The organism is Funiculus sociatus GB2-C1 (assembly GCF_039962115.1).
GTDB lineage: Bacteria > Cyanobacteriota > Cyanobacteriia > Cyanobacteriales > FACHB-T130 > Funiculus > Funiculus sociatus.
Window position 1 is genome coordinate 25,365 of sequence record NZ_JAMPKJ010000027.1, and the last position, 12,510, is coordinate 37,874.

Consider the following 12,510-nt stretch of genomic DNA (forward strand, 5'->3'; position numbering starts at 1 on the left):
CTTCAGTTTGAACGTTGCCCCTGTAATTTTCTCATTTCTTCTTGTACGCTGACACCAATCTGCAAAGCTTCATTCAATAATTGTCCATATTCACTCGCCTCTTGGCTGACTTGCAACGCTCTCACTGCTGCTAAATTATTGTTAAACAGTTCGCGATTTTTAGCAATCAGGTCTTTGTTATCTCGCAAAATTCTTTCGGTTCTCAAAGCCTTAACTAAATCTTCTCTTGTAAGTTGCAGTCCGGCAATTACGTTTTCTCGTTCGCTGAGACTTTCTGACATACTGCCAGCATTTTCCAGTTGATCGTGAATATGTATGGCTTTAATAACGGAATTGTATTTATCAACTTCATCAAGCAGATTTATCAATAATTTTGGACTTCTTTTATTTACCCAAATCCATCGACAGATAGATACTAAAATTGGCGTTATTATTAATAAAATAATTACGGCAATGATTGAGTAACCAAGAGTTGGTAAAATAATAAAGGTATAAATAAAGCCACAAATAATAGGAGTAAGCGCTAGTCCAATTAGTAGCTCATTAAATAAAAAATTAAACCGATTTTCAGGTTTTTGGAAAAGTGAGGGTCTGAAGACCTCATCTGTATCAACTCCAGTCAAATGTTTCAGTTCTCCCTTAGTAATTTCCAAACCTTGCAAATCTGGCTGCACAGATTAATACTCCTGGGATATTGAGTTGGCTATTTATGGTATTTTACTCGCGTTTTGCGGAATAAAGGCTATGCGATCGCTTCCGGGAGATTAAGGCCGATTGTGTAACTTTTACGGAGAGGAGACAGGGACATATTCAGCATAATCTGAGCGGAAGCGATCGCTTGGCAGAATTGAAACTACAACTGTTCGGGCGTTTGTTATAAGGAGCAACGGCATGAATGATGAGCGATCTAATCGGCGGGGTGGCAACAACTACGACCATCTAAAGAGAAACCTGCTACTGATGACCACAGGGGGCATTTTGCTGGCGACGCTGTTCGTACTGATTGGTATCTGGCGCACGGGTACTCGCTTTGTGGGCGAACTCAATTCTATGTTTAACCCTCCACCTGCCACACCTCAGGTTGATGTACGCTCAGTAGTTGTCCGTCAAGTGAGGAATGCCAGCGAACTAACCACCGCCGTTTTTACAATGGAAGCAGTCGTCCCCACCAGCCAAGATAGAAAATTAGGTGAATATGTTATTGGCACAACCAGACTGCTCTACATTGCTTATGGCGAGGTGAAAGCTGGGGTAGACTTGAGCGAGCTAAAAGCTGACAACGTGCAAATCGTCAACGACACTATTCTGCTGCGCCTTCCGCCGCCCCGCATCCTCGACAGCAAAATTGACGTAAATCGCTCTAAAGTATATGACTACGACCGGGGGTTTTTAGGCTTGGGGCCAGACGTAGCACCGCAGTTGCAGACCCTAGCCCAGCAAGAAACGCTGTTGAAAATTATCACCGCTGCTTGTAATCAGGGGTTGTTAAAGCAAGCAAACGACAGAGCAGAGCTAGTTGTTTCCCAGCTTTTGAATGTAGCAGGTTACAAAGAAGTTTTGGTGGAAACTACTTCGCCCCCACCAGAAAGCTGTAGGTGAAGGGGCTGGGGAGTATGCACAGGGGTAGAAAATATACAATATAGGCCAAACTCTGAAGGTATCTAGCCGCGAAAACTGGTTTAGAAAGTACACATTTATGAAAAACCCGTCAATACCTTTACGAATGCCTGACTTTCGGACTTTGTTTGAGTCTGTACCAGGCTTGTATCTGGTATTGATGCCAGATTTTACTATCGTGGCGGTTAGCGATGCTTACTTGCGTGCCACGATGACAAAAAGGGAGGAAATTCTGGGACGCGGAATATTTGATGTTTTTCCCGACAATCCAGACGATCCCAGTGCTACGGGGGTTCGGAATCTGAAAGCTTCCTTGGAGAGCGTACTACAAAATCGGGTGGCGGATACGATGGGGGTGCAGAAGTACGACATTCGCCGCCCGGAATCAGAGGGAGGTGGATTTGAGGAGAAATATTGGAGTCCGATTAATTCGCCAATCTTTGGGGAAAACGAAGAGATTGCCTATATCATCCATCGTGCCGAAGATGTGACAGAATTTGTCCGCCTCAAGCAGTTGGGAATTGAGCAGCACAAGCTCACCGAAGAACTGCAAGCACGAACCCAGCAGATGGAAGCTGAGATTTTCTTGAGAGCGCAAGAGTTACAGGATGTAAACAGACAGCTAAGAGCAGCCAATGAGGAACTGGCAAAGGCGCGTGACGAAGCGCACACAGCGCAGGAGCAGATAGCAAGCATTCTCGAAAGCGTGACCGAGGCGTTTATTGGCTTAGATAGGGAATGGCGGATTACCTATGTGAACCAACAGACGGCGAAGCTTAACGGTAAACAGCCGGAGGACTTCATTGGCAAAATCTACTGGGAGGTTTGGCCCTGGTCAGTAGGGACTCGCCTTGAGAGGGAATATCGTCGAGCAGTTAGCGAGCAGATGGCTGTTCATTTTGAAGAGTTGTACGAGCCGTTGAATATCTGGTTGGAAATTTCTGCTTATCCTACCAAAGACGGACTCGGCATTTATTTTCGGGACATTAGCGATCGCAAAGCTGCGGAGAAACAGCGCGAACACTTGCTCTTCCAAGAGCAGCAACACACAACCCGCTTACAAAAACTGGCTGAGGCAACGTTAGCTATTAACTCGGCTTTGTCAATAGAAGAGGTGTTACAAGTAATTACAGAGCAGGCACGTTCTCTCATCGATGCACACCAGTCAGTCACGAGTGTGACGATTGATCAAAACTGGAGTCAGGCGATTAATTCGGTTTCGCTTTCAGATAAGTATGCTGCATGGCGAGATTATGATGAAAAGACTGATGGTTCTGGGATTTACGCCTGTGTCTGCCACATGAATCGCCCGATGCGGATGACTCAGGCTCAACTGGAAGCTCATTCCCGATGGCGAGGGTTTGGGGATGCGGCTGACAAGCATCCACCGATGCGGGGTTGGTTGGCGGCACCTTTGACGGGACGGGATGGACGTAATATTGGTTTGCTCCAGTTGTCGGATAAGTACGAGGGCGAGTTTACCGAGGAAGACGAAGCGATTGTTGTGCAGCTGGCGCAGATGGCATCGGTGGCGATTGAGAATGCGCGGTTGTACGAAGCGGAACAGAATGCACGTACTCAGGCGGAAGCAGCCAACCGAGTTAAAGATGAATTTTTGGCTGTGCTGTCTCATGAATTGCGATCGCCTCTGAATGCCATACTTGGTTGGGCGCAAATGTTGCGATCGCGCTCTTTTGACCAGAAAACTACATTTCGCGCGTTGGATACAATTGAGCGCAATGCCAAGTTGCAAACTCAACTAATTGATGATTTATTGGATATTTCCCGGATTATTCAGGGTAAGCTAAGTTTGAATGTCTCCCAGGTGGATCTAGTTTCACCGATTGAGGCAGCAATTGAAACTATGCGTTTAGCTGCTGAAGCTAAGTCGATTAATGTTAAATTTTCGATTTTAGATTCTGAATTGCAGGTAAACAAAAATCCCAAATCCCAAATCCCAAATCCCAAATTTCTAGTTGCGGGCGATCGCAATCGATTACAACAAGTTATCTGGAATCTGCTCTCCAATGCCATCAAGTTTACATCTTCTGGAGGAATTGTAGAAATTAAACTTGAGGCTATAGGTTCAAACACGCAAATTCAAGTCAAAGATACAGGTGTTGGAATAGATGCTGATTTTCTGCCTCATGTCTTTGATTACTTCCGCCAAGCTGATAGCAAAATTACCAGATCGTTTGGTGGCTTGGGATTGGGATTGGCGATCGTGCGTAACTTGGTAGAATTGCATGGCGGAACTGTTAGCGCCGAAAGTCTTGGAGTTGGGCTTGGGGCAACGTTTATCGTGCAATTACCGCTTATTAAGGATGAAAGCATAAGTAAGGATGAATTTAATTCATCCCTGATCCCTGATTTCTCATCTTTACCTCTTGAGGGTGTGCGGATACTTGTTGTGGATGATGAAGCCGACACCCGCGAATTTTTGACTTTTGCGCTGGAAGAATATGGTGCCGAAACGATTGTAGCTGCATCAGCAGCAGAAGCGTTAAAAGCATTGGAATTGTATAATCCAGATGTGTTATTAAGCGACATCGGAATGCCCGAAGAAGACGGCTATAGTTTGATCCGCAAAGTGCGATCACTTTCTTTAGAACGTGGCGGAAGCATAAAAGCTGTAGCACTGACAGCTTACGCTAGAGAGGAAGACCAGGAACGGGCTATCTCTGCCGGGTTCCAGATGCACGTAGCTAAGCCCGTCGAACCAGCAGAGTTGGTGGCGGCGGTGTCAAGTTTGACGGTTGGTTCTTGAAAGTCATCTGTCATCGCAATGGCACTTCAGCTGAGGGGAAAAAATAGTCGCAGGTAAGTGGATAAAATTTCTTTCCCCCAAAAAGCTGTTAAAACCGCTCCCAGTGCCAAGAATGGCCCAAAAGGTATCGCTTGACGGCGTTTTAGCAAACCGAGTGCTAAAGCCCCTCCGCCACCAAATGCACCCACCACACACGCTAAAAAACCAGCTAGAAGCAAATACTTCCAACCCAGCCAGGCTCCCATCATTGCCGCCAGTTTAGCATCTCCTCCACCCATTGCCGCTTGCCCAAAAACTAATGCTCCGACAATGGTAATGATGTCAAATAACCATATTCCGACAACTGCACCAAAAATACTCGATGACAAATAATTTACCAATCCTACCCAACTTGCCTCTGGGATAAAACCTGCGATCACTTGAAACACTAATCCCAAAATTAATCCCGACTGAGTGAGTTGATTTGGCAACGTCATTGTGTCTAAATCTATCAAAGATAGTGCCAAAAGCCAGCTGAAAAAAGCCCAATACCCTAGCGTTTGCCAGGACATTCCAAAAACCAAGAATACCAGCAAAAATAGCGCCCCCGTTACCGCCTCAACGATTGGGTAACGCACGGAAATCTTACTTCTACAGTGGCGACACCGCCCCCGCAACAACAGCCACCCGAAAATTGGTACATTCTCGCGCTTACCCAGCCGATGTAAGCAGTGGGGACAGCGAGAAGGAGGCCAAAGAATCGACAAACCCGCTGGTAGCCGATAAACAACTACATTCAGAAAGCTGCCTATTGCGGCACCCAAGGCAAAGACAATGAAAACAGCAGGCAACGCCAACAGGGTATCCATAATTAGGGATTGGGGGCTGGGGATTGGGGATTGGGGATTGGGGAAGATAGGAATGTAACTGTTTTCTTTTGCTTTTCAGCAATTTCTTAATCCCTAATTCCCAATTATCAGATGCTTCGTGAAATTAGTTTAAATATTTTCAAAAAAATGATATTTTTTCTGATATTCTTATAATATATTTAATTACTTTTAAATGATTTTGTTTACAATCGAAATCTCACCAAATTTTTAAAAATCGCACAGATTCCCATTATTTAAGTATACATCAATACATCAACCAGTACAAAACAGGGGACAAAAAAAGTTTTTTTGCCTGCTTCAATTTTTCGCGGTAATATCAATAAATTTCAGATTCAATCTGACTAAGGGGTACAAAACATTCTTGTGGCAGGAGAATTGGTTTATTGTAAAAAATCAACTTTCCACGACAAGTGTATCGGTCAATTGCCACACCCAAAGGACGCTGTACGCGGTCTGGATGAACTTCCGAGTAAGTGCGATAGATTTGTCTGGCTGCTCTGATGATACTGGGATCTAGCAACACGGGAATCTCTATCCTTTCAGTCCAAGTTTCTGTTCGTTGCTGTGAAGCGTAAACCACTTTTAACCCCTATTGTTTTTTGTTAGCTGTTAATCAAGAGCGTGCAATGGCATCAATCAAGCATGGCAATTTTAAGTTTTGGGAAGAGTTTAATTAGGACTCCTCCAGTGCTTGAATCAAACTATCACCCATTGCGCGGCACCCTAAAAGATTCATTCCTTCGGACATGATATCGCCAGTGCGATCGCCTTTATCGAGAACTTGCAATACCGCTTGCTCAATTTTATCTGCGGCAACAGGCTGATTTAAGCCGTAGCGTAGCATCATTGCGGCACTGAGAACCTGGGCTAGAGGATTTGCCTTATCTTGCCCCGCGATATCGGGGGCAGAACCGTGAACGGGTTCAAAGACACCGGGGCCAGATGCACCTAAACTGGCAGAAGGTAACATACCAATACTGCCTGTAAGCATAGCGGCAGCATCAGAAAGGATATCACCAAAAAGGTTGCCTGTAACAATTGTGTCGAATTGTTTAGGTCTGCGGACAAGTTCCATAGCGGTGGCATCGACATAGAGGTGAGAAAGCTCCACATCAGGATATTCTTTAGAGAGGAGAGTAATGCGATCGCGCCAAAGTTGCGACACCTCCAGCACATTCGCCTTATCCACAGAGCATAGCTTACCGCCGCGTTTTTGCGCTGTTTCAAAAGCTACTCGCCCAATTCTGTCAATTTCCGCTTCCGTGTAAGCCATCGTATTGACACCGCGTTTTTCCCCGGTTTCTGTCTCAAAAACTCCCCTTGGTTGCCCGAAATAAATTCCCCCAGTAAGTTCGCGTACCACCATCATATCGACACCCTCGACAACTTCCCGCTTCAACGAAGAGGCATCAACTAGCTGAGGTAATATTTTTGCGGGACGCAAATTAGCAAATAAACCCAATCCCGCCCGAAGCCCCAATAATCCGGTTTCTGGGCGTTGATGGCGAGGTAAATTATCCCACTTGTAACCGCCAATTGCCGCCAGTAAAACAGCATCGCTATTGCGGCAAGTTGAGAGAGTTTCGTCGGGTAGTGGTGAGGACGTAGCATCAATCGCTGCACCACCGAGGAGTGCTTCTGTGAATTCAAAGCTTAAATCCAGTTGCTTCCCTACGACTTTTAAAACATCTACCGCCACTGCCATAATTTCAGGGCCAATGCCATCGCCGGGTAAAAGAGTAATGCGGTAGTTCTGTGCCATAGCTCGTTATGGGTAAATGTTGAATCTGCTGAAAGTGGTTGCAGAGTAAATATAATACACAGCAACTGTACCGATGGAGTTTTTAATCTACTTAGATGTTTTGTTTAAATTTCGGAAACGCTGATGGCAAATGCTGTAGGTAAAGGCTACGCTATGGTCAATCTAGCGGTCTTAAAGTCAACCCCCAGCAGCTATGGCAAAAGAACTGGCAATACGTACTTGTGGACTCACCAAGCAATTTGATCGGCATATTGCAGTTAATGATATAGATTTACAGGTAAAAGCCGGGGAAGTCTACGGACTAATTGGGCCGAATGGTGCCGGAAAAACTACGCTGTTGCGGATGTTGGCGGCAGCTGAAGAACCAACAACGGGTGAAATTTATATTAATGGCGATCGCTTGCAAAGAGATCACTCTAACCCAACCCTGAAGCGGCGACTCGGCTATCTTCCCGACGACTTTCCCCTGTATGACGATTTGACAGTCTGGGACTACTTAGACTATTTTGGACGACTTTATCGCTTGCGAGAGCCACATCGCAGCCAGCGCCTGCGAGAAGTTTTGGAACTGGTGCAACTCACCAATAAGCGCAATAGCATTATTTCCACCCTCTCGCGGGGGATGAAACAGCGCCTGAGTCTGGCACGGACGATTATTCACGAGCCGATTTTGCTACTGTTAGATGAACCAGTTTCCGGCTTAGACCCAATTGCCAGGATGCAATTCCGGGAAATCATCAAAGTATTGCAGGAAGCTGGGATGACGATTGTGATTTCTTCCCATGTCCTTAGCGACTTAGCGGAACTTTGTACCTCAGTCGGCATCATGGAACTAGGTTTTTTAGTGGAAAGTGCGCCGCTAAAAGAACTTTATCGCCGTTTGTCGCGACAGCAGATTTTCCTGTCAACATTGGGTAAGCTAGAAGCACTTATTACCCAACTGAAAAACCATCCTTTAGTCGAAGAATGGGAGGTGGTGCCGGGACAAGAGCGAGTACGTCTTTATTTTACCGGGAGTCAGGAAGAGTGTGCTAAGTTATTGCGATCGCTCGTAGAATCCGGCATTGAGTTGACCGAATTCCACTGCACCCAAGAAGACCTGGAAACTATCTTTCTCAAACTGGGACACCAGCAAGCCTCATAGATTTTGGATTTTGGATTTTAGATTTTGGATTTGATTGGAAATTGAAAATCTAAAATTCCGTTGATTCTGGAGAATTTTTTACTCATGAAAGTTAATTGGACAGATCGGCTGGGAGACTTAAATCCCCAGTTATTGCGAGAATTCAAAGGACGTTTAAAACCCCGGAACGTACTTATTGCAGTAGGGATATCCCTGCTGGGGCAGCTGCTACTGCTAATGAGTTTTAGCACCATGTTGCCTCTTGATAGTGGTAACGCCGACATTTACAACAGATATTGCAGAGGAAGAGTTGGGGATACCAAATGCTTACGGGATGCCCTTGGCAATATTGACATTAACTGGCAACTGTGGTGGCTAGATGTATCCGTCTGGCTGAGTGTTATTGGTTTCTTAACCGTGTTAGTGGTTGGCACCTATATGCTGATCAGCGACCTGGCGCGGGAAGAAAATCGCGGTACGCTTAACTTCATTCGTCTGAGTCCGCAGTCTACTACCAGCCTTTTCAGCGGCAAGCTTTTGGGTGTGCCGATTGTCATGTATCTTTTGGTAGGTTTGGCGATTCCTTTGCATTTATTCGCGGGACTGTCGGCAGGAATTCCTTTAGCCCTGATTTTGGGCTTTTACGGGGTCGTCGTTGCTAGTGCCGCTTGCTTCTACAGTGCGGCACTACTCTATGGCTTAGTCAGCGGTGGACTAGGTGGATTCCAAGCTTGGTTCGGCGGCGGCATCGTGTTAGCTTTTCTGAGCATGATGACTGCCATGAACCTTCACAATGGTTCAGTAGCTGGTAATAATGCACTAGACTGGCTGCAAGTATTTTCTCCTTCAGTTGTACTGCCATATCTAATAGATGCCAGTCCGCTAGGGAAAATGTATTCTTTGGGAATGGAGCAGCGAGAAGCGTGGCAATGGTTTGGCTTACCATTAGGTGCCAGTCTTTGGAACATGGCCAGCTTTAGCGTACTGAACTATGCTCTGGGAACCTTCTGGTTTTGGCAAGGGCTGAAACGTTGCTTCCACAACTCCGGTGCTACTCTACTGAGCAAGCGTCAAAGTTACTTGATCACAGCTTGCTGTGAAGTTGCGCTGATCGGATTTTCTCTGCAACTACCAAAATGGTTCGAGAATCCAGACGCTATACCAGCAAGACTATTCGAGAATTTTGGTGCTTTACTGCTGTTGAATCTGCCGCTGTTTTTGTGTCTAATGGCAGCTTTGTCACCGCACCGCCAAGTCTTGCAAGATTGGGCACGTTTCCGCCGAGAGGGGACATCTTCTCGTGGTAAGAAACTGGTTCAAGATTTGGTTTGGGGTGAGAAAAGCCCCTCACTGGTGGCAGTGGCGCTGAATTTGCTGATTGCCTCACTAATAGTCGTACCCTGGATACTGGTTTGGCCTGAAAGCGACTATAAGGTATCAGCACTAATGACTGTAGTGCTGAGCGTGAATGTAATCTTGATTTACGCAGGCGTAGCGCAGCTGATGCTGTTTATGAAGACACCGAAGCGATCGCTATGGGCTGCCAGTACAGTAGCTGCATTGATTATATTGCCGCCTGTCACCTTCGGCTTGCTGTCCATCGAACCTAATGAAATTCCTGGTTTATGGCTGTTTTCCGCCTTCTCTTGGTATGCGGCAAAAGACGCTGCGATAACCACCGTTTGTTTATCAGTGCTGGGACAGTGGTTGGCGTTCAGCTTATTGAGTATTCAGACAGCCCGACAACTGCGGTTGGCTGGTGAGTCTGCCTCGAAAGCTCTGATGTCCGGGCGTTCTGCTTTACCTAGCTAATCCTTCTCATTCCCAGGCTTAGCCTGGGAATGACTATCGGAGGCTCTAGGAGGCCCTGCCTCCGGAATGCGTTCCCAGGACGCAGCCTGGGAACGAGATTAAATAATAAAGGAAAAAGGCAATGAATCTACGTTGGATAGAGCGGTTAGGCGACTGGAATCCGCAGTTGTTGCGAGAACTAAAAGGAAACCTAAAAAACCGTAATTTACTAATAACAGTTGGCATATCTGTGCTAACACAGTTTTTACTACTGACGTATCTCTACGAACAGGCGCATTATTCTTTTTGGGAGAGCTTGTTTCCAACTCTCAACTGGATTTTGCCGCTTATTCTTTTGCTGGCAGGTGTCTATATGTTAATCACTGACCTCGGCAAAGAAGAACGTCGAGGCACCCTAAATTTTATTCGGTTGAGTCCCCAATCTAGCCAAAGTATTTTGATTGGCAAGATGTTAGGAGTTCCAATTATAGTTTATTTGGGTGTAGCTCTTGCAGTGCCGTTACATTTGTGGACTGCTATTAGTGCAGGTGTTCCTTTTATTTTTATTCTGAGCTTTTATCTCCTCATAGGCGCAGGTTGCTGTTTCTTTTACACTGCTGCTCTGCTCTATGGTTTTTTAGGAGGATTTCAAGCTTGGGCAGGCACCTTTTTGAGTTTTGTATTTGCTTGGCCTTTGCTACAAATACTAAATTTTGCTATGGGCTTGGTGAGGAGTAAGGATTTCGATTCAACCAGCATCAATATTTACAGTTTGCAATGGTTCCACTTACCACTTGGTAGTGTAGTGTTGACCGAAGGTTTTATAATGCTAAATTTTGGTTTGTGGACTTACTGGATTTGGCAAGCATTAAACCGACGTTTTTCTAATGCTAATGCTACTTTAATCAGCAAAAAACAAAGTTACTGGATAACGGGTTGTTTTGAAGTTATACTTATAGGATTCTGTCTGCAAAACAATCATTTTAACCCAGCAAGAACCTCTAATTACGGGTTTTTGTCACTATTGACATTGGTTTTTGAAATAATAAACTTGCTTTGGTTTGTAGGGTTAATTGCTGCTTTGTCACCTCACCGCCAATCGTTACAGACTTGGGCGCGTTACCGCCGAGAAAGGGTTTCTAAACGCCGAGGGTTCTGGAAGAGTGATTTAGTTCAGGATTTGATTTGGGGTGAAAAAAGCCCTGCTGTTGTAGCAGTGGCGATTAATTTGGGAATTAAAACAGCAGTTTGGGGAGCTTGGATTTTATCTTGGCCGGCAAATTCTGAGAAGATGCAAGCAATTTTAGGTTTGATACTAAGCCTAAACTGGATTTTGATTTACGCGGTTATAGTTCAGAGTCTGCTGTTTATGAAAACAGATAAGCGATCGCTCTGGGCTAGCATGACTGTAACAGCCTTGATTGCATTCCCCCCGGTCTTTTTCGGCTTGCTGTCGATGCCATTTTATAAAAATCCTGGTGTTTGGCTGCTTACCGCCTTTCCCTTGATGGCTGTAAAAGAAGCCTCCGTGATTACTGTTTTTATGGTGATCTTGGGGCAATGGAGCGCTATGACATTGTTAAGCTTACAATTGAGGAGACAGATGCGGCTGGGTGGTGTATCTGCATCAAAAGCGCTGTTTGCAAAATAATCGGTTGTTGATTGGCTGACAATGATTGATAGCGATCGCTCTTTGCAAATAAAGACGCGATCGCTATATAGTAATCCAGGGTAAAAGCATCTAGATTAACTTGACAAAAGAAAGCATCTGTGTGATTAACGTGAGTTCGGGATAAGAATTGAGACAAGAAAGGGGCAAACCCGATAGGCTGAAAATGCAAAAACTTCATGCCCTGTTTGCCCTCATGCTTAGTCTAGAAGAACTGTTCTGCTTTGTAGATGATTTGTGCAAAACCTTTGAGCTGCAATGGAAGCAGCAGCTTTTGGGATTTGGCTTGCACTTTCGCAATCGACCATGTAGTTTGAGTTTGAGTGAAATTATGACGATTCTAATTAGATTTCACCAGTCGTGAAGAAGCAATTTCAAAACGTATTATCAACAGAAAGATCGACTACAATCTCTTGCTTCCAGCTTAACCCGAACTCACGTTACTTTACATTCACCTTACGCTTGAATACCGTTCCACCTGACCTACCAGTTCCTGGGTATTTGTGGATTACTTCAACCTGATACTTGCCAGGGGTAAGGTTGTTAACAGTAGCTAGATACCGAAAATTACCCTCTGTGGCGATACATCCACCCTCAAGTGGATGGATGGTAACGCGCACCGTCACTTTATTGCCCTTCCGTTCCGCCGCACCGCTTAGTTTCTGGCAAGGATAGGGGGTAGATACCCCTTCTGCACGAATCGCCATACTACCCGCGCCACCTGTTGCACTCATCAAAGGACGTTCTAACTGTTGCCCAAGGGGACCCGGTTGAGCGACGAAACGAAACCAGTCTGTTTGAGAGGATGTATCAGCTGAGACTACGTTCAAGGGATTGGACGCCAAAACAGAAGCGAATACACTGGCGAGTAGCAAAGTGTTCATTGTCAGTTTCCGATGATAAAAGGAAAGA

10 protein-coding genes and 1 pseudogene are annotated in these 12,510 nt (G+C 45.4%); 6 read left to right on the forward strand and 5 right to left on the reverse strand.

Annotation, left to right across the window (positions count from 1 at the left end):
• Positions 1-2 precede the first annotated feature (2 nt).
• Positions 3-674, reverse strand: a complete 672-nt coding sequence (locus NDI42_RS14390) for a hypothetical protein (RefSeq protein ID WP_190450930.1) — start codon at positions 672-674, stop codon at positions 3-5.
• A 217-nt stretch (positions 675-891) separates the two neighbouring features.
• Here NDI42_RS14390 and NDI42_RS14395 point away from each other — a divergent pair, with 217 nt between their 5' ends.
• Positions 892-1,599, forward strand: a complete 708-nt coding sequence (locus NDI42_RS14395) for a DUF4230 domain-containing protein (RefSeq protein WP_190450932.1) — start codon at positions 892-894, stop codon at positions 1,597-1,599.
• A 97-nt stretch (positions 1,600-1,696) separates the two neighbouring features.
• Entirely contained in the window at positions 1,697-4,384 is a 2,688-nt protein-coding gene (locus tag NDI42_RS14400) for a hybrid sensor histidine kinase/response regulator (RefSeq protein WP_190450933.1), read from the forward strand.
• 26 nt (positions 4,385-4,410) lie between these two features.
• Here the strand turns inward: NDI42_RS14400 and NDI42_RS14405 are convergent, their stop codons facing one another.
• From NDI42_RS14405 to leuB, 3 genes are all read right to left on the reverse strand, one after another.
• Positions 4,411-5,232 (reverse strand): prepilin peptidase, encoded by an 822-nt coding sequence (locus NDI42_RS14405; protein ID WP_190450935.1) that lies wholly within the window; start codon positions 5,230-5,232, stop codon positions 4,411-4,413.
• 337 nt (positions 5,233-5,569) lie between these two features.
• A complete protein-coding gene (locus tag NDI42_RS14410) occupies positions 5,570-5,833 on the reverse strand; it encodes a hypothetical protein (protein ID WP_190444788.1) in 264 nt (87 codons plus the stop codon).
• Positions 5,834-5,926: 93 nt separating this feature from the next.
• Entirely contained in the window at positions 5,927-7,015 is a 1,089-nt protein-coding gene (gene leuB / locus NDI42_RS14415; protein WP_190450937.1) for a 3-isopropylmalate dehydrogenase, read from the reverse strand.
• 193 nt (positions 7,016-7,208) lie between these two features.
• Between leuB and NDI42_RS14420 the strand changes: the two genes are divergently transcribed.
• The 4 genes and pseudogenes from NDI42_RS14420 to NDI42_RS14435 form a co-directional block, all read left to right on the forward strand.
• Positions 7,209-8,159 (forward strand): ABC transporter ATP-binding protein, encoded by a 951-nt coding sequence (locus tag NDI42_RS14420; RefSeq protein ID WP_190444786.1) that lies wholly within the window; start codon positions 7,209-7,211, stop codon positions 8,157-8,159.
• Positions 8,160-8,243: 84 nt separating this feature from the next.
• On the forward strand, positions 8,244-9,950 hold the full coding sequence (locus NDI42_RS14425) for an ABC transporter permease (protein ID WP_190450938.1): 1,707 nt from the start codon (positions 8,244-8,246) through the stop codon (positions 9,948-9,950).
• Between the two features lie 121 nt (positions 9,951-10,071).
• Positions 10,072-11,580 (forward strand): hypothetical protein, encoded by a 1,509-nt coding sequence (locus NDI42_RS14430; RefSeq protein ID WP_190450940.1) that lies wholly within the window; start codon positions 10,072-10,074, stop codon positions 11,578-11,580.
• Positions 11,581-11,794: 214 nt separating this feature from the next.
• Positions 11,795-11,959, forward strand: a pseudogene (locus NDI42_RS14435) (IS982 family transposase); the annotation flags it as partial.
• A 79-nt stretch (positions 11,960-12,038) separates the two neighbouring features.
• Here the strand turns inward: NDI42_RS14435 and NDI42_RS14440 are convergent.
• Positions 12,039-12,482 carry a hypothetical protein gene (locus tag NDI42_RS14440; RefSeq protein WP_190450943.1) on the reverse strand — a complete coding sequence of 148 codons (444 nt, stop codon included), beginning with the start codon at positions 12,480-12,482 and terminating at the stop codon, positions 12,039-12,041.
• Between the last annotated feature and the right edge of the window lie 28 nt (positions 12,483-12,510).

What these genes read in the sequence shown, in the direction of transcription:
- NDI42_RS14395 (WP_190450932.1), top strand. Translation starts at nt 892, where the DNA reads ATGAATGATGAGCGATCTAATCGGCGGGGTGGCAACAACTACGACCAT.
- NDI42_RS14400 (WP_190450933.1), top strand. Translation starts at nt 1,697, where the DNA reads ATGAAAAACCCGTCAATACCTTTACGAATGCCTGACTTTCGGACTTTG.
- NDI42_RS14405 (WP_190450935.1), bottom strand. Translation starts at nt 5,232, where the DNA reads ATGGATACCCTGTTGGCGTTGCCTGCTGTTTTCATTGTCTTTGCCTTG.
- leuB (WP_190450937.1), bottom strand. Translation starts at nt 7,015, where the DNA reads ATGGCACAGAACTACCGCATTACTCTTTTACCCGGCGATGGCATTGGC.
- NDI42_RS14420 (WP_190444786.1), top strand. Translation starts at nt 7,209, where the DNA reads ATGGCAAAAGAACTGGCAATACGTACTTGTGGACTCACCAAGCAATTT.
- NDI42_RS14425 (WP_190450938.1), top strand. Translation starts at nt 8,244, where the DNA reads ATGAAAGTTAATTGGACAGATCGGCTGGGAGACTTAAATCCCCAGTTA.
- NDI42_RS14430 (WP_190450940.1), top strand. Translation starts at nt 10,072, where the DNA reads ATGAATCTACGTTGGATAGAGCGGTTAGGCGACTGGAATCCGCAGTTG.
- NDI42_RS14440 (WP_190450943.1), bottom strand. Translation starts at nt 12,482, where the DNA reads ATGAACACTTTGCTACTCGCCAGTGTATTCGCTTCTGTTTTGGCGTCC.